Raw genomic sequence first — 21,759 nt, forward strand, 5'->3', positions numbered from 1 at the left:
ATCCTGCCGATTTTTTGTCCCGGGTTCTAAAATTTACAGGTGGACTGAGCCGTCAATTGCGCCCTCAAGCCACCATAACATTACTTCGGAAACAAATTGCAAAGGACGAAAGGACTTTATGAAAGCAGACCCGCTATTTATGCCTGAACCCCGGAAAATTGCCAGCTCACCGGCAGGGCGATCCAGCCTTGCCAGCGATGAGGCCCTGGCAATAAGCAAGCACTTTGCCCAATACCTGCAACCACAAATTGCCCTCACCAATGAGCACAAACAAGAAGTCTATGGTTTACGCCATCAGGTTTATTGCGAGGAGTTACATTTCGAGGATGAAAAACCGGATCATATTGAATGTGATGAATTTGATGCGCGAGCAATCCATTGCTGCATTCGCCATTTGGGCTCCCAACAACTCGCGGGTACCTTGCGCCTGATAACTACCAACAATGACAACGAGCTATTGCCGCTACAAAAGTTTTGCCGCACCGCGCTAACTCATCCGGAATTGCATCCCCGAAACTTTTTACCACGCCAAATCTGTGAGATTTCGCGCCTCGCCGTGCCTGCGGCATTTCGCAAACGCCAAACTGACCAGTTTGCGGGCGTGGCAACCGGGGCAATCAATGAATCTACCTTTTCGGTGCAGGAACTGCGCTTTTTTCCTTACATCGCGATCAGCTTATATATGGCAGCGATTGCAATGACATATAAGACACGCCGATTCCATACGTTTGTCATGATGGAACCACGCCTTGCGCGGAGCCTGAATTTTGTTGGCATCCACTTCCAACCCATTGGTCCCTGTATCGATTATCACGGTCAACGTGCCCCCTTCTATATCGATTCGCGCACTATAAAAGCAGAACTCTCGGACGGTTATCGCAAGCTATTGGCAATTGTTCAAACGGCGTTATTTAATCCATAGCCACAGCGGCACGGCGATTATCGTTAAATTATAACAATGGGGATAAACAGGCATTTTTATTGCGTTTGCTAATGAGAAGAATTATCATTGGCATCCAATTTCACGCTATTCGAATCATAACTGCCGCAATGCAATCCAAACACGCCTCATTAAATGCCTTATTACTGGTGATCGGTATTCATGCCAGTTTATTGGCAGCAATGGTTCTGGCACCCGCCGCTCCCAAACCCGACATTATCGTGCAACCAACGATTCAGGGAGTATTGATTGCGGCACCGCAAGAGGCGCCACCACCACCAGAGCCGCCACCTCCACTACCACCGGAACCAAAACCGGAGCCCAAACCAACTCCCAAACCGCCGCCTAAAGCACCACCATCGGAACGAGCGGTAAAAGCACCGGAGCCTCCACCACCACAACCGGTAGAGCAACCAATTCAACCGGCCAAGGAAGCGGAACCGACACCGGCGCCAGTATTACCACCGAATGCGGATGCCAGCCAGTTAAATAATCCGGCGCCTGCTTACCCTAATCTCTCCAGGCGTTTGGGCGAAAAAGGCACTGTGGTGCTGGAAATTCTGGTAAAGGCCAACGGCACTGTTGGCGAAGTGAAAATGAAGAGTTCGAGTGGTTACAAACGCCTGGATGATGCGGCCATTAATGCGATCAAAAAATGGAAATTTATTCCAGCGAGCCAGGCAGGCATAGCAATAGATTACTGGTATGAAATTCCGTTTGAGTTTGGCTTTCGTCAACGATAAACAGCTAACACCGGACTACGACGTTACTCATTGAAAACTTATTGAAAAACAACGAGGTTGTTATGGATTCACCATACGGTATCGCTTCTATTTGGTCACAAGGCGATTTTCTGATTAAAAGTGTTGCGATTATTTTGTTGATCATGTCCATCGCCAGTTGGTGGGTAATTGTGATTCGCGCCTGGGGCTTATGGCGTTTGCGCAAGCCCGCGCAAGGCCTGAATGATTTCTGGCATGCGCAGAGTTACGCTGAAGGTTTGCGCACACTGGGTGATGATCGCAATACACCATTCCGGCATCTGGCTGAAGAAGGCCAGGCGGCGCTGGATCACCATACTAACCATAAAACTGATTTGCACGGTCACCTGCCATTAGCCGAATGGATGACTGCGTGCCTGCGCGCATCGATAGATGAAAGCGCCGAACGCTTGCAACGCGGCCTCGCAATCCTGGCATCAGTTGGTTCAACCGCCCCGTTCGTAGGATTATTCGGTACTGTCTGGGGTATTTACCATGCGCTGGTAGGTATTGGTGTGAGCGGTCAGGCGAGTATTGATAAGGTGGCAGGCCCGGTCGGTGAAGCATTGATTATGACTGCGTTTGGTTTGGCAGTAGCCATTCCTGCGGTATTGGGTTACAACGCACTCAATCGTGCGAATAAAGGTGTACTTAATAAACTCAATCGCTTTGCACACCAGTTACACGCTTATTTCATTACCGGTCGCCCTATGCAAAATAAAGGCGCCATTACCAAATTGACTCCGCGCAAAGAGGTATAAACCATGGCCTTTGGTGGTGGACTCGAAGAAGAAGCCGACATCAGTGAAATTAACATGACGCCCCTTGTGGACGTTATGTTGGTACTGCTGATTATTTTTATCATCACTGTTCCGGTGTTAACACATTCGGTAAAAATCGATTTGCCGCGCATAGATAACACCCCGAACGAAATAAAACCGGAAACCATCAATCTTTCCGTAAATGCTGAAGGCAATATTTTCTGGAACGAAGGTCAAATCACCTTTGAAGAATTGGAAGCACGTTTGAATCTCGAATCCAGTAAACAACCGCAACCTGAAGTACATATCCGTGGTGACAAAGCGGTACCCTATGAGCATGTGATCAAAACCATGGCTGCTGTGCAGCGGTCGGGAATTTTAAAATTAGGATTTGTAACAGAACCCGGCAGTTAAGCCGGGTTTTTTATTTATGAACAATCATCCGCATCCAGCTATCACTCACAGCTACATAATACATTTGGCGGCTCCCATTATCCTCGCCAATATGGCAGCACCACTTCTGGGATTGGTTGATACCGCAGTGATTGGCCATACAGGTGATGCGAGTGCGCTCGGCGCTATTGCATTGGGCTCACTGGTATTTAATTTTGTGTACTGGGCCTTCGGCTTTTTACGTATGGGCACCACCGGTTTTACCGCCCAGGCTTTCGGTGCCGGTGATTACACTGAAGTGCGCGCTGCATTTGGTCGCGCATTTTTACTCGGCAGTGGAATTGGCCTGCTATTAATTATTGCGCAATATCCAATTATTCATGGCGCACTCTGGTTGCTGGATGGCAGTGAAACAGTAGAAACGCAGGTAAAAACCTATTGGGATATTCGCATTTGGGCCGCACCCGCCACCCTTGCCAGCTATGCAATTATGGGCACACTTATCGGCTTGGGGAAAACCCGCCAGCTGTTATGGCTGCAATTGTTTTTGAATGCGATAAATTTATTGCTCGATGTTTTATTTGTCACCGGATTTGATTGGGGTGTGCGTGGTATCGCATGGGGCACATTGATTGCTGAATGGAGTTGCGCATGCGCCGGTTTAATAGTGGTGCTAAAACATTTACATCCAAAAAATGAACATTTCTGGCAATGGAAGCGGCTGCTGAATCGCACGGCGATTTGCAATACGCTCAATACCAATATCGATATCATGTTGCGAACCTTATTTCTGTTAGCCGGGTTTGCATTTTTTGCGAATCAGGGTGCTCGCTTTGGTGATACTACACTCGCCGCTAATCATATATTGCTGCAATTTATTTCCTTCTCGGCATTTTTTCTGGATGGTTTTGCTTTCGCAGTGGAATCATTGGTGGGAAAAGCAAAAGGAGCACGCAATCGCGATTTCTTTGACAAGGTAGTTGCAATTTCTACACAGATTGCAGCAGGTACTGCAGTGCTTTTAATGCTTATTATTTTGCTTGGTGGCGTTACTGGTGTTGCAGCGCTGACATCTGTCACAGACATACAGGCCGAAGCTAAAAACTTTTTACCCTACGCAGCAATTTATGTGCTGGCATCATTTGTAGCTTTTCAATTAGACGGCATATTTATTGGCGCGACCTATAGTCGCGCCATGCGCAATGCATCATTTTATGCATTGATAATTTTTGTTGCCAGCGCCGTGCTATTAATACCCGAAGGCAATAACCATGGACTTTGGATAGCCTTTGTAATTTATGTCATTGCCCGGGCAATTGCGCTCGGTATTTATCTTCCGGAACTACGCCGCAATATCACCTGAGCATTGTCTTTAACTAGCAGCTTTGTGCTGTGCCAAATATTTTTTGGCCAACGACAAGTAACGCGGTGTTGGTCCGATATCCTCATAAATTGCATCGCCAAGTTCATCAGTCTCAACGACTTTGGTACCTTGAATGTAAGGAAAGCTGGCCTCTAGTTGCCCTAAAGATGCGGATATTAATTCGCTAATAATTTGTTCCCTGGAACGTTTGGGATACATTTCTGCAAGTGCATCAAGTTTTGCTGCATCCTCTACAGTCAGCCGTACTTGGTAGGATTCTTTAGTCAGGTTTCCATTTGCGTGGTTTTCCCAATGCTCAACCAATTGTTTCAAATACATAAAACACCTCAGTATGGTTACCAGTTTCACCCTCACTTTTGAGTGTAGCCCAATTACCTGTTACGCCAATGGGGTAACACTCATTTGGGTGTGAATTTTTCACACAAATTCTGTGCCAACCGATACAACAAAAAAAATAATCCGGCCATACACTGAACCTGTAAAAAAACCTTAGCTCCCGTTATCTGTATCAAACCTGAATGGGTGGAGTAGTGAAATTAACAAGGAGGGAATCATGAAGTTTTTATCGCGTGTTTTCTATCAATTGCATTTGCATGATCGACTTCATTTATTAATAGATTCTGACACTGTATCCTGGCTGTTGGTGTATCTGGTTAGTGTAATATCCATATGTGTCTCATTCCTCATACTCAGTGCTCCTGACCACTTCCCGATCTAACTGGCAACCGTTATAGTCTTCCCGGTTTTTAAACAGGAACTATAACGATGAATGATAATTTTTCTGGTGCGGGTAATTTTGAACTCCCCACCCTCGATATGGAAACCCGCAAGCTATTGCGTGAGACTCAAAATGAGACCGACGATAACGGTGACCGGATCCGTAAACTGGAAGATAAGCTCGCCAATTTATCACTGGTGACTGAGGCACTGTGGTCGCTACTGAATAAACGCACAAAACTAACCAATGAAGATCTGGCAGCCAGTATTCAGGAGGTTGTGCACGCGCGCAAAACCCGCGAAGAAACCAGGCTCACCTGTATCAAATGCAAAATGCAGAACGCTGTTAACCATAAAAAATGCATGTACTGTGGTGGAGAGCTTATTGGCCATACTGAAAAGAGTTTATTTAATTTTTGAAAAGGCACTGGCCGGGATTGGCACGGTTGACTAGTATCCTGAGAACAAAAATAAACTGACAATAACCTCCACTCGAGTTAACCACTATGAAGTTCAAATCCCTTTCCCTGACTATTGGCCTGGTACTAGGCATGGGCACCCAGGTGTATGCGGCCGATGCCGGCTTTAAATGGCCCAACGGCGCCAAGGCAGCCGTAAACCTGGCCTATGACGATGCCCTGGATAGCCAGCTGGATATCGCCATTCCAGCGCTGAACAAATACCACCTGAAAGGTACTTTTTATCTGAATGTGGTCAGCCCTACCCTGAATACCCGCCTGGAAGATTGGCGCAAAGTTGCCAAAGCGGGCCATGAATTGGGTAATCACAGTATTTTCCATCAATGCGCAAAAAGTGGCCCGGGGCGGGAATGGGTTTCGGCAGATCGCGATCTGGATAAAGTCAGCGTTGCCCAAATGCAGGATCAAGTTAAAGTTGCCAATTCTTTTTTGCATGCAGTGGATGGGAAAACCGAACGTACGTATACACCTCCCTGTATTGATTTAAATGCAGGTGGCGCTAATTATGTAGATGGATTAAAAAGCGAGTTCGTGGCGATCAAAGCAATCGGCGGCGGCGTAACACCTGATATGAAAACCCTGGACCCCTACCGCGTAGGGGTGGACTTCCCGTCTAATGTCACCGGTGCGCAATTAATTGCCGTAGTCAAAGAAGCCGCCGCAAAAGGCACCATGGCTAACTTCACCTTTCACGGCATTGGTGGCGACCATCTGGTAACCTCCAAAGAAGCCCATGAAGAACTGTTGAAATATCTTGCCGATAACAAAGATATTTATTGGACGGACACTTTTATAAATATTATGAAATATGTGAAGGAACAGCAGGCGAAAAAATAAATTCCTGTCCGTATCCGATGGTTTGAATAAACCCGGCTTTGGCCGGGTTTGTTTTATGAAATATATTTATTAAACAATGATAAAAGGATGCTCCCAATGTTATCCGTGGTATTGGAATTTGATGTTATTGATGGAAAAGAACAAGAATTTGTGAGTGCCTGGACTGAATGCACCAAAGCCATCTACGAAAATTTTGGCAGCCTCGGCTCCAGACTGCATAAGTCTGAACATGGTTCTTACATCGCCTATGCGCAATGGCCAAATAATGAAGTGTACGAAAAATCCGGCGCATGGCCGGCACATCTACTACAAATCAGGGACAGGATGCGCGCGACCTTAAAGGAAGGGAAACCAACACTGCTTTACAAATTAATGACTGAGGTAGATTTACTCAGCAACACTCAATATAACAACGCTTAAAGGCCGCAATATTATCGCCATACTTTATATATCAAATAAAAAAATTATCTTTGCTATCATCAAGCAATTCGTTAACTGCTGAAAATTGTTTGTTTTTATTTAATGTAGATAATACTTCAGCGAACTGTTGCAGCTTGCGATCGGCATATTCATCAGTGTCTTTATCTACCAGCTTATAGTTACTGAATTTACTGACTTCCTTTTCACTACTTACATTTTGCTCTACTAGCAAATTATTCACCTTATCATCTTTCATCGACAGCATACGGCTGACATTTCCCTCACGATGCTCGGTAATGTAGCGATAATTGGGATTGGTGATATTCGGATTTTCCAGATCAAAAATGCCCTCAAACCGGTTATTTGTTAATTCATAACGTGATTCCTGCTTCACCAATGTCGCATCCGCATCGGATTCAATACGTGTCTCTTGTGAGAAGGTTAAGACCAGAGACGAAGCCTGCGAATAAAATTCACGATTGTGAACAACTTTCGAACGAATACTAACGGTAAAATCCGGCAAGCCGGAATCGAATGCAGCTAGGGTGGTTTCTGTCGCGCTGTCAGATGTTTTTGATGGTTGGACAGTAATAAATTGTTCAAACATGGATTCAAACGCATCCAGCATAAACCGCCGCGATCTATTATCTGTCCTGGCATCATCTGTCGCCTGGCGAATTAATTCCAGGTAAGGCTCCAGTATGCTTGCTTCAGCGGTGCTGGTTTCTACCAACGTGCCCAGGTTGGTGGTGATATCTACCGAATAACCACGCACATCACTCGCACGTAAAGTTTGTGTCTGGTTAGTGTCATCAACACTAAACTCATAGCTTTGTTCTACAAAATCGCCTTTTTCATTGGGCCGCATCAAAGTGAAATTGAATCCACTGATTACACTGGTATCAATGCCTTTCAGATTACGCAATTCAGCTGTACCTGAACGAAAAAATTCATCGCCCATTTGCCCTAATTTTTCGGCCAACTCACCCAGTGCTTTTTGTTCCGCCTCTGAAAGTGAACCATCCACCGAAAAGGAAAACTCCAGGCTCGAACCATCCATCCCGATTTTGCGATGATTTATTTCGATGTTAATTGTGTCGCCGTCTTTGGTTTTAATTGACAGGTGCGCGGATTGATTATCAGATGTGGTATTTACACCAAAATTTGGTGATGGACTTTTTACCGCAACCTCCCGGGAGACTTGCACCCGACGGGCTTCATTACGAAATTCTGTCGTTTCGCGACTTAGGGAGCCAACCTGATTCAACATACCGCTGATGCTTAATGGGGATTTTCCCGAACCGTACGAGTTCAATGAACTTAATAAATTTTGTGAAATAGCCGATGCAGCCTGGCCTTTAGGCTTGCTATCACGCAAGCCGCTTAAAACTACCGGGGTATAGTCATAAGTAACTGGTGGTTCACGGAATTGCTGGATACTGACTTTATCGGTAGTAGTATCAACCACAACAGGCGGGGTGTTTGTAACGTTTAATTCCGTGATCTTATTGGTCGGTGCTACTGGTGTATTCGTTGGTAAAAACACAGAGGGCGCAGTGACTTGCATAACAATTCTCCATTTCACTGAATTTGTTATCGGCAACCACACCTAAAAATTTAGTCGTTTGAATGTAAAAAGATGTAATGCAAAAGCATAGAAGTGCAAAAGGACGCAAAGGAAAAAGGATTGAAATGAAAAGCAGCGTCAATATTCAATCACCATACGTACATTATCAGTATAAACGCCGGCCACTGGTGTCGCTTGCCCCGTCGTTATCCTGACGGGTAAATTTATTGTCTCGTTCATGCCGGTTCCCATACGGTTCAATGGATTGGTCACACTCAGAACCTGGGTGCTGGAACCAGGCTGAAAAATCCCATACGCAATGGTCTGCCCCGCCACCGATTTTAAACGGCGAGTTCCGCCCGAATAATTATTGCCTGTGTCTGCATAAAACAAATAATCTTCCTGGTTGGTACAACGAATACTTACACTCAGTTGTGTACTGGTACTAGCATTCTCTATAAAACTGACAGTTCCAAAATCAACCAGGGTGGGAGTGCTAATAAATTCACAACTTTTACTCACTACCATCGTCATCCCTACAGTGACTGTCGAGCTAACGGGTGTGTACCCCAAACACACAACGGCGACACTGACACCAGTGCAAATGTTGCCATCCACAGCCAGGGTCTGGGTTCCAGTGTAAGTTCCTGCGCTCGGCCAGAGGGTCGTTGCATTGGTTTTCACATGGAGCGGAATGTCGATTCGCCCACTGGTCAATATCGCCAACGCCAGCAAGTTAAATCCCGTAGGACCTCCCACACTTTGGCCTTGCGTCGTAATTCCCGGTGTATAGGTATTGTTGCTACCCAGTGTGTAGGTAATAGTGTCAGTGCCATTGCTCATGGTTAATGGTTGTTGTGCGGTATACCGCAACCAACTGGAGAGGCTAAGCAGTTGCAATGTCAATGCAACTGAACAGGTAACAGAAAATTGCGCATCAACTGCGCTTCCATTGGGTGAAATTCCACCAGAGGGTACATCCTGGCTGGCATTGCTGCCGTAATTAATAGTCGCGGGCGTTGTTGTCGCGCTTGCATTGCAAACGGCTAACACGGGTTTGGAAAAAAATATATTTATTACTGCCAACAAAAAAAATAGTTTCCCTTTTTTCATTATTAATTCACCCCAGCCACCGGCTCGCAAATAATTTTTCCCAGTCGCGGTAAGGATTCTTGCGTGTTTTGGGGTGGATTTATTGTTAACACGCAATCGCCCTCTTCCCAGTACAAACGCATTGGCTCTGATAATTGCTCGATATATACCTCACCACTCCACCCGACGATAAATTCACGCTCGGTAATATCCGCGCCCAATACTGTCCCCACCGGCAATGGCTGCTGATTAATATCATAAGCATCAATCAATACCGACGATAAAAGCCGCACAGGAAATTTCACGTGAACGCCGCCTTTACGTTTAGGCACAATCATTTGTTCAATTGCTTCAATGGCCGCATTCGCCGGCAAACCGCCGGGATCAATTGCAACGCGGTTTTCCAGGTGGCTGGATAAATCCGGAATTAATAATTTCCCGTGTTGATCAGTATTACCCACCAATTGATTGCCAATCATGACCGGGACCCCCTCCTGCCCAACATCAATTATCGCAAATGCATCCACCACAAAACGGCTGGCATACACTGCATCATCCATCATGATTAGAGCACCGGTAAGCCCGCCAGACGTTTGTCGATTTTCACCATTGCGCAATACACTTGCGGTCATTTCATATTTTTTGCTACGCCAATCTACGGCGGCATACGCATTTTTCTCTGGCGAATCATCCCCCCCGACACGCCAGCCCAAACCACCGGAATAGTCTGCGTTACTCATGGCCTGAAATTGATTGCGCCATGAATTATCTGCATCGCGTTGTGCACCAATACTGGCTTGCCCGGTACGCCCCAATGGAATACTCAGTGCAATACTGACAAAAGTATCTTTTTCACCCTGCAGTTGCCGGTTGATATTAGTGAAAATTGTTAACCCGGATTCAAAATAACGATTCCATGACAAGGTCGCGAATTCGTTGCGCTCTAATTTATCGCTGACACGCACATATCCCAGATTCAAAGAGCCGAGCATTCGATCATAAAAAGATAAGGCCGCTTGTAACTGCGAATCTCGCAACACCTTTTGATCCAGGTTACCTAAATCACGATATGTGCCATGGCGTTGCAGATAGCGACTACTAATCCCAAAACGCTGCTGGCTGTATGTGTACGCATACGATTGTTGATATCCCTGCTCATCAAAATAATCACTGGCAGCATGTGAAATTTCAAACACCCCCAAATTACCCGCAAGCAGTGAAAAACCAGCGCCCCCCATCCGCAAATGTTCGCCTGCCTGAAACAACAATTGTGGAGTGAAGATCGATGTTGCACCATAACGTATGCTGGTACTGACAACCGGGTTATTGGCGTACTTATCCGATGAGAAACCAAAATCTTTTCTACGTACACCCAGGGTAAAATCATAATCCAGTAAGCCGGGTGATAAAATTTCGCTAGTGATATAAAAATTTATTTTTTGTCGCGCCTGCTGGCCCTGCACATCAGTAGTAATAACTTCGGCAACACCGGCACCGGATAGAAAAGGCAGCGTATTAATGGAAAAGGGACCAGGATTGATTTCATCACGCCAACGCAGTTGATCATTAATCAGCAAATCCACACTGCCTGGCAATGCAGATTCCCCAAAAAATTCTGGCAGCGGATAAGTAATTAAATTGGGGTCCAATTCATAATCACGCGCAATACGAATACCACCCATACGAATACTACTACCCCAGTTGGGGGTCGCATTAATGACATCGCCCAACGTGAGCCCCCACAACCCCGCATCATGATCACGCTGATAATAACTTTCAAAACGCAGATAGGATGGCGCGTTTTCAACAGCATCACCACCCCGCATAATGGCGCGATTGACGGCAAAAAAATTCGGGCTGAACCAATAAAGCTCGTGCCATAAAGAGCCCTGGCTACCAGCAGTATTGTCATCAATTATTAATAAATCGTAATTGAGAAAGGCACCCTTATCACGGCGTGCATCGCCCACTGGTTTTAACGTACCCATACCAGCCTTGGTTTGCATGGGTAATGCACTGCCGGGCAACGTCAATAACAGGCGCTGTGTGGTTTCATCATAAATACCACTCGCCCCCGGGAATTCGCTCAACAAGAAACGTTCGCCGTGCGGAAAATCCATTTTGATCCCCAATGCCTGCAATTCAGAAGACTGTATTTCCCAATCATTATCTTTTTGCACAACGGCAAGTACACTGCTGGTATTCCTTCCATTGATAACAACTTCCAGATACAGCACATTCTCTGCAAAAACCGATGCAGCCAATAAAAAAATCACACTGGATAAATACCAAAGATAACGTACGTCAGTGCGGGGCAATTTCCAACTCCTGTCGCTCCGCTTCAAACACAATTCGTATATCGGGATTTTTCAGTGCATCCCATTGTTTTTGATCCAGAGGCCACTGCCGACTGGAACCCACTAAAACATAACCCAGCAACCCTTCGCTGATGAGCGTCGGCTCGGCACTATTAGTGTGCAAAATTTTGACTTTACTCAACCGGGCATTTGCTTTACCGCTATTACTTATTTCGATAGATTTTTGTGGTGCTTCAATCAATCGATAGCGCAATTCTTCTGCCATTGCATTTTGGCGATCAATGAAATTTTTATTTTCGTAATCAATTGGAACACCTACAAATAACGGTAGGGAATAGCGCATCTGGAAATTTAATACGGAACCATCCTGTTTCGTTGCCACTGGAATTTCATCAATAATTAATCGATAACTAAGTTCTTGTGGAAGTGCTGTTACTGCTCCTTTACGATTCACTACACGAAATACTTGTTGCATACCCGGCTTTACCGTGACCAATGGCGGACTGACAACCAGATCATTTTGTGCCTCATAGTGATCTTTATTATCTTGTTGGCGCCAGGTTAACACCCTGGCCTGCAATACCATTTCTTCATCCACATCATTATTTTTTACCCACACCATGGTGGTAGAGGCAGGTGCATCAATACGGGGATTAATTGGCCACACAGCAAGGCTTGCAGCATCAAGATGAACAGGAATAAAAACTAACAATAACCATCCAATTTTCAAACGACGCATAACATCAATCCATCGGTTGCAGGTAATTTGCTTTGGTATATTTTCCGGGGCTCTTTATACAACAGCGTTAAGAAAATCTGCCCCGGATCAGATTCGAACTAATGGACACATTTACCAGATGTTGCCAATTAATCTAATAACTGAGAGTCACTAAAACCTGATCACTGTAATTGCCATTGGCCGGTGTTGCTTGCACCGGAATGCGGCCATACACGGGAAATGTTCTTGTTGTGTCATCGCTCAACAATATGGAAACTCCGGTAACGTCATCCCACACAGTGGAGCGCGCGGCAGAGGTATATAGCTGATAATTTAATGTGCTGGTTCCTACTCCCAAACGCATCTTGCGATCATTCACACCAGTACCATACAAACCTGCACCAATAGTAATTTTGGCAGTAGTGCCCGGCGTACAACGCAATTGAATACTGCCGCTACCCGTCGCAGTATTTGCATTAAGCGGTGCGGTAGTTGCGTAAATATTGCCAAAGTTGAGTGCCCCCAAACTCAAACCATTAGTGCTGGTGTTATTTAATAAACAACCATTCACCACCTCGATACGAATTAAGGTGGCAGATGATGTTTTAGTTTGATCATTAGCAGCCCATACCGGCAGCACAATCATCAATAGCAAAAGGGAAATATTTTTTGCCAAATTTGAGTTCATGCAGTTCCATCCACTGACTGTAACGTCACCAGCTACCAGCTAACGACCACCTGGACAGTGTCGTTATAAGTGCCTGACGTGATGCCACTTTGGCCACCGGGAATACGTCCGTATACATTAAAAGTATCCGTCGCGCCGGTTGCGGTTGTAGATAATGGGCTGGCTGTCGTCCACGGAATTGTACGTGCAGCATTTTGATAAAGCGTATAGGAAAGTAAAACGGCGGGATCTGTTGAATTAACCATAGCGCGCGAGCCGCCGGTAAAGTGTTGGCCGTTGTCAAAAGAAATTGTAAAAGGAGTACCCGTTGAACAATTCATCACAATGCTGCCACTACCGCCCCCTGTTGTTTGTGCATCAACATTCGAAGCATTTATCGTGGCCAGATTACCGAAATTCAGTGAACCAAAATTAACAACACCGGCTGTGACACTTGAGCTGGATACAGAGCAACCCACGCCTACAACTGCAGTGACACCTAAAGTTCCGTTAACTGTTGCACTGTAAGTTACAGGAGATGCAACTGAAAAAATTACGCAGAAAAATAAAGAACGGTATTTCATTTTTTACTCCTCACACATCCAATGAGAACGCCACTCCACCCAATAAATAATTCCTGAAATAATCATAGTCGCTATAAAAATAAACGCTATTACATGGATATTACACAACAATTGATTTTTTGCCTGCCATGGCTTATACAAAATCCAAGATAGGATTTAAAAATGAATAACGAAATTTTATAACCTGATTTTAAAATGTGAATATTCAGTAAATTTTAAAAAAAATTATTCTATTAATAAATTTTCTTAAAATTTTTCATCAATAAAAAAACAAATCCTTTCTTCCTATGTAGCCTTTCATAAAACAAAAAATCCAAGCGCCGCCTTAAATAAGCTTCTTAAATTTACGCGACAATTAATACGCAATGAGAGAACCAGGCGATTACCATTAGCCTGCATTCACGTTCAAAGCCCCTTGGCTATTACTGCCGGATGTGGCCGTTGTAATTGCCGGCATAACACTGTTCTACCGCGCCTGGCAAAAACCGCAGCGAAACTGGCCATTAGCAAACCCGGGCCAGATTGCGCCCCCTGCTAATGATGCATTGGCCCTTAAGACTGGCACTGGACCTTAAGAGGGGATGGGCAATTGCTACTATGAACCCTATCGACGCCAACACTCAAATAAGATTAATTTACATTTGAAAGTCTATTTCATGTAAGATGTCGCCAGTAACCTCGTTAAGACCAAACAGATCATGCTGCGAACAATAAAAAACCTTTCTACGGATACCCGCTACCGCTGGGAAATCACATTCCGGGTAATTACTGCCATTTTTGGCGGTTATTTACTCACAATCACCAGCGGCATATTGCTGGCTTATGCATTGCCTATGGGCAAAAGCGATGCAGTCACTACCGCTATGCTATCCAGCTTTGCAATTTACGCGGGTGCAGCCATGTGGATTTTTTCCCAACGCTCGTTTCGCAAAGCGCTAGCGGGCATCTGGATTCCCGCCATTATTTTTACGGCGCTGATTACCTTGTTAAAACTGATGGGAGTGACACCATGAAAAATGGTTTTCGCCAATCCATGTCATGGCTGCACACCTGGGGCGGTTTAAGCGTCGGCTGGATTTTGTATTTCGTTTTCCTCACCGGAACACTCGGTTATTTTGATACTGAAATCGATCGCTGGATGAAACCGGAAGTCCCCGCGGAAACTGCCAATATTGAGCAATCCATTTCGGTAGCCAAACAACGCCTTGATGAAAAAGCCCAAGGCGCCGAGCGCTGGTTTATCAGCCCGCCCGGTAATCGCGACACACCGAATTTACGTATTTTCTGGCAAATGCCAGAGCAGGCAGATGGCAAACCCGGCGCGCGCGGCAATGAATCACTGGATGCAAAAACCGGTGAGCTGTTAAGCGGTCGCGCTACCGGTGGAGGGCAAACCTTATATCGCATGCATTATTCGCTGCACTACATTCCTGCCAATATTTCTTATTGGGTTGTGGGAATTTGCAGCATGTTTATGTTGATAGCGATTATTACCGGTGTGGTGATCCATAAAAAAATCTTTAAAGATATTTTTACGTTCCGCAGCCAAAAAGGTCAGCGCTCCTGGCTGGATATGCACAATCTGCTCAGTGTAAGTGCCCTGCCATTTCACTTCATGATTACCTATAGCGGCTTGATATTTTTCCTGACTACTTATATGTCATTAATCATTGCCGGCACTTATGGTTTTGGTAGAGAGGCACAGGAAACTTTTTTCGATGAATTTTTTGCGGAAACCGACACGCTTGATGCGAGCGGCACACCTGCCAATCTGGCCGAACTGAGCGCGATGTTTACTATTGCGGAAGCGCAATGGGGAAAAGGCCAGGTGCGCTACCTGGAAATTAATCACCCCGGTGATAGCAATGCGCGAGTAATTATCGCGCGCCAAATGGATTCGCCGCTGCGCTCAAGCCCGGAATTAGTATTTAATGGAGTGACCGGCGAATTACTCAATAGCAAATCAGCATCCACCACTGTACCGCACACGGTATACGATACTTTTTTAGGTTTACATGAGGGCTTGTTTGCCAACATTGGTTTGCGCTGGTTGTATTTTTTCTCCGGTTTACTGGGCACAGCAATGATCGCAACCGGCATGATTCTCTGGTCGGTTAAACGTCGTCCCGCGCAATTGAAAAAAGTCGATGGTCCCGATTTTGGCTATCGCCTGGTAGAAAGTTTAAACCTCGGTACGATTGTCGGTTTACCCATTGCGGTTGCTGCTTATTTCTGGGCGAATCGTTTATTACCTGTCGATCTGGAAAATCGTGCGCAGTGGGAAATACATTCCATGTTTATTGTGTGGCTGATGTGTTTGCTCAGCCCGCTACTGCGCCCCATTCAAAAAGGCTGGCATGAATTACTCTGGCTGGCTGCGGCGATTTATTGCTTATTGCCTGTTGTAAATGCGCTGACAACAGATCGCCATTTAATAAATAGCATCAAAGAAAGCGACTGGATTTTTGCAGGTATGGATTTAACATTTATTGCAGTAGGCCTGCTGTTTGCATTTGCCGCAAGCAGATTGCAACAACGCGTAAAACAGGAAGCAACCACGCCTGTGCGCCACAAGAAAAACCAGGTTAACGAGGCTTACTGACATGTTAATCAATTTTGCATTGGCATATTGCACCTGCGTATTGTTCAGCATCGCAATGAACCGCCACGGCGCACAGATTTTCCCGGAGCGAAAATTGCCCCCCACAGGTACTAAAATACTCGCAAGCAGCGGCTGGCTATTATTAGTAATCACCGCTGCCTTGTGTATGAAACAACAAGGGGTTGGCACTGGCCTGGCCGTTTTAGCCGGTATATTCAGCGCTGCTATTTTTGTGTTGGCACTTTTACTCAACTATGCAGCGCGTTGGGTTCCTGCGACAACTGTGCTGTTCATCGCTGCGGGTTTAACACTTTAATATCAAATGTATTCGCAACACTTGCGAACAGGTTACAGGCGAAAAACTTATGAATTACCTGCCGGTAACTGCTGGGCAAGATAAAGTTGTTGTAATGAAACGGGTAAAGCACCTTTTGCATAATTACGGACATTGACGTCACTCGACCTCAAGCCCTGTTGCAACAACGCAACCAGTTTCTTACGTTCTTCCAATCGACGCTTGCTATACGCCTGGTTAAATTTTTCGCCTTCCAGCCAGGGCGCAACACCGCCCGCGAGCAATTGTTTATCATCCAATACTGCACCATTAACGGGGGTAATTTGAGTTACCCGGGCAAGATTTTTCAAACTATCCAATACCATTTGTTGTTCATTCAACATCCGTGCTGCGTAGGCTTTAACTTCGGTTGAATTCGACTTCACCAACGCCAGCTTTGCAGTTTTAATTTCCAGAATCGTAGTACGTATTGCAATATCAATAAAAGATTGGGCATCCAGGTCTTTTTCAGTATGAGCGTTAGCAAATGGAACAAACACGATCAAAACTAATAAAGTCCCTAACAACACCTTTAAATAACGCATCGAAATAAGCTCAAAAAGCAAGTGCCTCCGGCTACTTAGCAACAAACAACGATCCTTTAGTCCCTCGCGATTAATAGGTAAAAAGTATCATTCAAGACAACACATGAATGGGTTTACAAACTCATTGTAGATTAGTTTCACGCCATATTGGCGCAATTTTAATCATATTTTATGGGCAATTTGAGGCAAAATTGTACTTAAGGAAATAAAAATGCTGTTTTAACCACGGTTAACGCTATTTGTCAGGTAGATAGGCTGATCCATCAAACAATAAATATCTAATTATCTCCCTACCCTACGGAATGGTTATAACTGGCGCGAGATACTTTTTACAACGCAATTGCTAATTTTGGGATTGATTTGGGGGTTATTACCTCCCTTATTTAAAAACTACCGGTTACTCACAACACGCCTTCCGCATCACTATCCATAAAGATTCTGTCGCCTTTATATAAGGTGCAACACAGAAAATCCGGTATTTCCACTGTTACCAAACCTGCTTTTTATCCCAAGAAAGTCACATTTATGTTGCTAATAAATACGCAAAAATATGATTTTAAAAACATGGCATATCGATTGCTTAAGGACAGACAACAAATTAAATTTTCCATCAACACGGGAATAGAGAAGGTATCCAATGATGACACCAAAAGAATTAGGAAAGTGGGCCAAAACTGTTGGCATTAATGCACCAAGCCTGGACGCAGGATTTTCTTGCTGGATAAAAAACGCCACCGCAGAAGAGCGCAAAAAACATCTTATTGAATGGTGGGACGGCTGGTACGAAGCACTGGATGAAAGTATTTCATTCCAACAAAACATTTATGGAAATCGCTCTGCTGCATAAGCGATAAATTGAGTGCACCAACACATTGGGTGTGATTGACAGCAGTACTTATAAGACGCTTTTTCGTAGACTGCGAATCTGCCTCGACGCAAACTCCTGCTTTTACACTCAATGTGCTGGTGCATTCAATCCTGATGTTTTGTTGTGAATTTTTCTTTCTTATTTATTCTTGTTCTTTCCATTCCAGATATCTTCCCTTCGCGCCAATAAATTTTCATATTCAATCAATTTAGCTGCAAAATAATCCAGCCGATTTACTTTTTACAGAAAATAAGACTGACATATATCGAAAATACTATTCAATATAATGCCTACAAAAGATGGGGAATTGAAAAAGTACTGAAATTATCCGCTCCCGGGTTATAGGGCTTAACATTTTTAATTATTCTTTAAAACCTTTGGCAACAACATAAACCTCGCGTGAGCGCGGACGCGATGCGTTGGGTTTGCGGATCATGACTTTTTCAAACGAGGATTTTACATCTTTGATGTAATCGTCACTGCCTTCTCCCTGGAACACTTTTGCGACGAAATCACCGTTGGGTTTTAACACGCGGCGCGCCATATCTAACGCGAGTTCAACAAGATAAATCGATGAAGATTGATCAACCGCATCGATACCGCTGATATTCGGAGCCATATCGGAAATAACTACGTCGGCTTTGCGTTCGCCAAGTTTTTCCATAATTTGGTTGAATACGGATTCTTCGGTGAAATCGCCCTGGATAAAATCTACATGCTCCAGTGAATCCATCGGCAAAATATCCGAAGCAACAACCCGCCCCTTCACACCAACTAAACGCCCGGCAATTTGCGACCAACTTCCCGGCGCAGAACCCAGATCAACTACCAGCGCACCGGGGCGAATCAGTTTGTCCTTGTCATTCAGCTCGATCAACTTATAAGCCGCGCGCGCGCGATAGCCATCAACCTGGGCTTTTTTAACATAAGGATCGTTGACGTGTTCGTCTAACCAACGGTTGCTGCTTTTGGATCTGGCCATGGGTAACTCAATGTGAATGCGGAAAACCCAAATATTGTAAAGGTTTAATCGCTATAAGACAAAAACGGCACCAATAAAAAAAGGGAGCCGAAGCTCCCCCGTCGTATTCCGCACACAAAAATGCGCGCACACAATTATTAATTAGAACAATTTACCCAGATTGATCAGTTGAGTTTCACCACTGTGATCATTGACACCGTCATTATCAGTCACGATGTAAACATCGCCATTTGACATGAGCGCAGTGCCCTCAACTTTTTCCAGCAAGGTACCTGTGGTAGAACCCAATACTGGTTTGATGTCTTTGATCAGGGTTTTGGTAATAGTTTCGCCGCCTGCAACAGTCTGTAAATTAATTTTGTAGAGACGTTTGATCGCTGCATCCGGACCACCGCGGTTATCGCGCTCCAGCACCATAAATTCGCCATTGCCAATTGATGTAATTTCAGACAAACCTACCCAGCCCCCGGCGTATTGCGAGCTGTATGCATCCAATGGATAGAACACAAACTTCCAGGTTTTGCTCGCCAGATCGTAAATACCAATACGCGGATTGGCTTCAGTACCCCAGGCGCGCTGGAAAGCGAGATACAAACTATTATTGTATTCCGCGATGCCTTCAAAACCATTGTTGGTTTGCAATGCATTGACACTTGCAGGCAAACCAATCACAGATTGAATAACACCATACGCGTCAGTTTTGAAAATCAGGTTGCTGGATTTTGCATCTGCCGCTGCCCCCGAACCTTCAGATGCAATCCAGAAGCCGCCGTCAGATGCTTGCGCCAAACCTTCAGGATCAAGGTTCACGGATTTATCCGCATTAATCATCGCCGCCAATTCCGCATTGGAGAAACTTGGCAAGCCTGCATTAATTCCGGACGTTGCAAAAACATTTTTGCTATCCCAAATTTTGGTTTCGCTAACAACCAATGCCGGTTTAGTACTTACATCCAGAGTAAAAATACGATTCTGGCCGAAGAAACTATCTTCAATCGAATACAAGGTTTTAGGGTTGTTTACATCCGCCGATAACGCTGACAATGCGCTCCATGGAATTGGATTTCCATCCGGTCGATTGACGGATTGAACCGTTGGATATTGTTGCGCTTGCGTGTTGTAGGAATACAAATTTATACCCGCGCGAATAGCGACATTACGTAAATCACTTTCAGACGCAACAGCTAACAAATTACGCGATGGAATTGCCAAACCACCTTCCGGTGCCGCACTCGCTGGCAGCACTTGTTTGAATACCGGTTTTTTCGGATCAGCCAGGTCATACACAAATACCAGGCTGGAGCGTTCGGAATTTACAAACAGGAAGCGCTCTTTGCCGAAAATTCCCAATTCAATATTTTCTGGTTCATTACCTTTCGCATCGGAACGACGATCCTGGTAGTGGCCAAAACGAATAGCCAAATCATCCAATTCGCAACCGGAATCCCATACCACTTCGCCTTGGGAATTGAAAATGCTGAAGCCACGAGTACCACCGTTTAAATCACCTTCGTTGGCGGTAGCGAAATATTCGTTGTTAATCCAGGACACACCATCAGGCTCACGCAAACGCGCCTTTTGAACTTCAACAGGTTTTATTACCGCAGGGCGATCATCAGTCAAATCGACGTTGACCAGATCTACACTGCCAGCACTGAAGTGACGAACGATAGTGCCAGTCACAAGGTTAACCAATGCAATGTGATTATTTTCTTGCAGTGTTACTACGGCGATGTTATCAGAATTAATATCAACAAATTCCGGTTCCGGATCTGATGGATAAAGTGCTGCAATACCGGTTAAGTCCACATCGCGAGTAGTCCAGCCAGCAGGTGCAGCGGCAGTCAGGTCGACAATCACCAGTTTGCCTGCTGGCAATTGTGGTGGCACACCGCCATTCAAGGTTTCATCGCGCTCATTTTCAATAACAACGAGCGCGTATTTTCCATCGGGACTAACGGCAACAGAATCCGGTTGGCCGCCGAGGTTAATCGTGTGAACAACTGTTTTAGTCGCGATATCAACAATCGTCAATTTGCCCGATACGTTGACATAGTCTGCAGAAGTATTTACCGCAACCAATGCGTTGGGACCTTTAACAGCTATCGATGTTGGCTCGCCGCCCATCGCCAATACACCGGTTGGTTTTGGTTGAGATGGATTCACAATATCCACAAAACCAATCTGTTTTTTCAATGCATCGGTATAAACCAGAGTCATACCATCAGTGCTGGCAGCAACAATTTCTGCGGCCGTTTCATCGTTGGTATTACAGGTAGCATTAACCTGCATGCAACTTTGCAGGGTAGCCACGCGATTAAAATTCAGTTGCGTGTTGATAACACTTTTATCGCATTGATAAGTCGTTTGCGAAACTTCAGTTGCTTGTAAGGTGTTGTCATTATTGGCATCAACACCGCTTTCAATTTTTAAGCCGCCTTTAAAACATTGTGCATTGCCCGCTGCCAGCACAGTTTGGCTAATCAAACTTTTTGCACCGTTACTTCCGTTTGTGCCGTTGCTGCCGTTAGTACCATTCGTACCGTTAGTGCCATTTTTGCCATCGTCACCACCACAGGCGGTCATTAATAATGGCAATGAAGCCACAAACATCAGCGACAATATTTTTTTTGTAAATTGCATAGGCTTATCCTTCAAAAAGGTTGATTAAGAAGACATTGGCCCGCAAGCATGGTGGCGATTTATGACGGGATCATGGCTGATTTATGAAGCTTTAATGACAATAGGATGACGAAATTTCGTTGAGTCCGTTTTCAGGAGCTACTATTC

At 45.0% G+C, this 21,759-nt stretch carries 22 protein-coding genes; 12 read left to right on the top strand and 10 right to left on the bottom strand.

Features of this window, described 5'->3' with window-relative positions; translation table 11 throughout:
• The first annotated feature begins 118 nt into the window (after positions 1 to 118).
• The 5 genes from A596_RS15360 to A596_RS15380 all read left to right on the top strand — a co-directional run bounded on the left by A596_RS15360 (position 119) and on the right by A596_RS15380 (position 4,218).
• Positions 119 to 922: a PEP-CTERM/exosortase system-associated acyltransferase gene (locus A596_RS15360; protein ID WP_039916383.1), complete on the top strand. Its 804-nt coding sequence runs from the start codon at positions 119 to 121 to the stop codon at positions 920 to 922.
• Between the two features lie 71 nt (positions 923 to 993).
• Positions 994 to 1,683, top strand: coding sequence for an energy transducer TonB (locus A596_RS15365; protein WP_235425749.1), 690 nt, complete (start codon positions 994 to 996; stop codon positions 1,681 to 1,683).
• A 62-nt stretch (positions 1,684 to 1,745) separates the two neighbouring features.
• A complete protein-coding gene (locus A596_RS15370; protein WP_039916384.1) occupies positions 1,746 to 2,462 on the top strand; it encodes a MotA/TolQ/ExbB proton channel family protein in 717 nt (238 codons plus the stop codon).
• A 3-nt stretch (positions 2,463 to 2,465) separates the two neighbouring features.
• Positions 2,466 to 2,876, top strand: a complete 411-nt coding sequence (locus A596_RS15375; protein WP_039916385.1) for an ExbD/TolR family protein — start codon at positions 2,466 to 2,468, stop codon at positions 2,874 to 2,876.
• A gap of 16 nt (positions 2,877 to 2,892) precedes the next feature.
• Positions 2,893 to 4,218, top strand: coding sequence for an MATE family efflux transporter (locus A596_RS15380; RefSeq protein WP_039916386.1), 1,326 nt, complete (start codon positions 2,893 to 2,895; stop codon positions 4,216 to 4,218).
• 9 nt (positions 4,219 to 4,227) lie between these two features.
• Here the strand turns inward: A596_RS15380 and A596_RS15385 are convergent, their stop codons facing one another.
• Entirely contained in the window at positions 4,228 to 4,557 is a 330-nt protein-coding gene (locus A596_RS15385) for a hypothetical protein (RefSeq protein ID WP_039916387.1), read from the bottom strand.
• 447 nt (positions 4,558 to 5,004) lie between these two features.
• Between A596_RS15385 and A596_RS15390 the strand changes: the two genes are divergently transcribed.
• From A596_RS15390 to A596_RS22215, 3 genes are all read left to right on the top strand, one after another.
• On the top strand, positions 5,005 to 5,376 hold the full coding sequence (locus A596_RS15390) for a hypothetical protein (RefSeq protein ID WP_039916388.1): 372 nt from the start codon (positions 5,005 to 5,007) through the stop codon (positions 5,374 to 5,376).
• Between the two features lie 86 nt (positions 5,377 to 5,462).
• Complete coding sequence (locus tag A596_RS15395) at positions 5,463 to 6,272, top strand: polysaccharide deacetylase family protein (protein ID WP_039916389.1); 810 nt, start codon at positions 5,463 to 5,465, stop codon at positions 6,270 to 6,272.
• 96 nt (positions 6,273 to 6,368) lie between these two features.
• Positions 6,369 to 6,692 (top strand): antibiotic biosynthesis monooxygenase family protein, encoded by a 324-nt coding sequence (locus A596_RS22215; RefSeq protein ID WP_052417569.1) that lies wholly within the window; start codon positions 6,369 to 6,371, stop codon positions 6,690 to 6,692.
• A gap of 31 nt (positions 6,693 to 6,723) precedes the next feature.
• Here A596_RS22215 and A596_RS15405 read toward each other — a convergent pair whose 3' ends face one another.
• The 6 genes from A596_RS15405 to A596_RS15430 all read right to left on the bottom strand — a co-directional run bounded on the left by A596_RS15405 (position 6,724) and on the right by A596_RS15430 (position 13,638).
• Entirely contained in the window at positions 6,724 to 8,259 is a 1,536-nt protein-coding gene (locus A596_RS15405; RefSeq protein WP_039916390.1) for a hypothetical protein, read from the bottom strand.
• Between the two features lie 138 nt (positions 8,260 to 8,397).
• A complete protein-coding gene (locus A596_RS15410; protein WP_039916391.1) occupies positions 8,398 to 9,372 on the bottom strand; it encodes a Csu type fimbrial protein in 975 nt (324 codons plus the stop codon).
• Between the two features lie 2 nt (positions 9,373 to 9,374).
• The gene (locus A596_RS15415; RefSeq protein WP_039916392.1) at positions 9,375 to 11,669 is read right to left on the bottom strand and encodes a fimbria/pilus outer membrane usher protein; all 2,295 of its coding nucleotides are present in this window, start codon (positions 11,667 to 11,669) and stop codon (positions 9,375 to 9,377) included.
• A complete protein-coding gene (locus A596_RS15420) occupies positions 11,656 to 12,408 on the bottom strand; it encodes a fimbrial biogenesis chaperone (RefSeq protein WP_039916394.1) in 753 nt (250 codons plus the stop codon). The genes A596_RS15415 and A596_RS15420 overlap by 14 nt, the downstream gene beginning before the upstream one ends.
• Before the next feature lie 133 nt (positions 12,409 to 12,541).
• Positions 12,542 to 13,075 (bottom strand): Csu type fimbrial protein, encoded by a 534-nt coding sequence (locus A596_RS15425; protein ID WP_052417570.1) that lies wholly within the window; start codon positions 13,073 to 13,075, stop codon positions 12,542 to 12,544.
• 32 nt (positions 13,076 to 13,107) lie between these two features.
• Positions 13,108 to 13,638 carry a Csu type fimbrial protein gene (locus A596_RS15430; RefSeq protein ID WP_052417571.1) on the bottom strand — a complete coding sequence of 177 codons (531 nt, stop codon included), beginning with the start codon at positions 13,636 to 13,638 and terminating at the stop codon, positions 13,108 to 13,110.
• Between the two features lie 698 nt (positions 13,639 to 14,336).
• On the opposite strand from A596_RS15430, the gene A596_RS15435 reads away from it, so the two are divergent.
• Genes A596_RS15435 through A596_RS15445 form a run of 3 tightly spaced genes read left to right on the top strand, consistent with a single transcriptional unit; the run spans position 14,337 to position 16,556 of the window.
• Positions 14,337 to 14,651: a hypothetical protein gene (locus tag A596_RS15435; RefSeq protein ID WP_052417572.1), complete on the top strand. Its 315-nt coding sequence runs from the start codon at positions 14,337 to 14,339 to the stop codon at positions 14,649 to 14,651.
• Positions 14,648 to 16,240 (top strand): PepSY-associated TM helix domain-containing protein, encoded by a 1,593-nt coding sequence (locus A596_RS15440; protein ID WP_052417573.1) that lies wholly within the window; start codon positions 14,648 to 14,650, stop codon positions 16,238 to 16,240. The genes A596_RS15435 and A596_RS15440 overlap by 4 nt, the downstream gene beginning before the upstream one ends.
• A gap of 1 nt (position 16,241) precedes the next feature.
• Complete coding sequence (locus A596_RS15445) at positions 16,242 to 16,556, top strand: DUF3325 domain-containing protein (protein ID WP_039916395.1); 315 nt, start codon at positions 16,242 to 16,244, stop codon at positions 16,554 to 16,556.
• Between the two features lie 47 nt (positions 16,557 to 16,603).
• On the opposite strand, the gene A596_RS15450 is transcribed toward A596_RS15445, so the two are convergent.
• Entirely contained in the window at positions 16,604 to 17,119 is a 516-nt protein-coding gene (locus tag A596_RS15450) for a DUF4142 domain-containing protein (RefSeq protein ID WP_039916396.1), read from the bottom strand.
• Positions 17,120 to 17,756: 637 nt separating this feature from the next.
• Here A596_RS15450 and A596_RS15455 point away from each other — a divergent pair.
• Positions 17,757 to 17,966: a hypothetical protein gene (locus tag A596_RS15455; RefSeq protein WP_152600204.1), complete on the top strand. Its 210-nt coding sequence runs from the start codon at positions 17,757 to 17,759 to the stop codon at positions 17,964 to 17,966.
• Between the two features lie 382 nt (positions 17,967 to 18,348).
• Here A596_RS15455 and rlmE read toward each other — a convergent pair whose 3' ends face one another.
• The gene (gene rlmE / locus A596_RS15460) at positions 18,349 to 18,969 is read right to left on the bottom strand and encodes a 23S rRNA (uridine(2552)-2'-O)-methyltransferase RlmE (RefSeq protein WP_039916399.1); all 621 of its coding nucleotides are present in this window, start codon (positions 18,967 to 18,969) and stop codon (positions 18,349 to 18,351) included.
• A 141-nt stretch (positions 18,970 to 19,110) separates the two neighbouring features.
• On the bottom strand, positions 19,111 to 21,612 hold the full coding sequence (locus A596_RS15465) for an esterase-like activity of phytase family protein (protein ID WP_084128427.1): 2,502 nt from the start codon (positions 21,610 to 21,612) through the stop codon (positions 19,111 to 19,113).
• Between the last annotated feature and the right edge of the window lie 147 nt (positions 21,613 to 21,759).

Source organism: Cellvibrio mixtus subsp. mixtus J3-8 (assembly GCF_000766945.1).
Lineage (GTDB): Bacteria > Pseudomonadota > Gammaproteobacteria > Pseudomonadales > Cellvibrionaceae > Cellvibrio > Cellvibrio mixtus_A.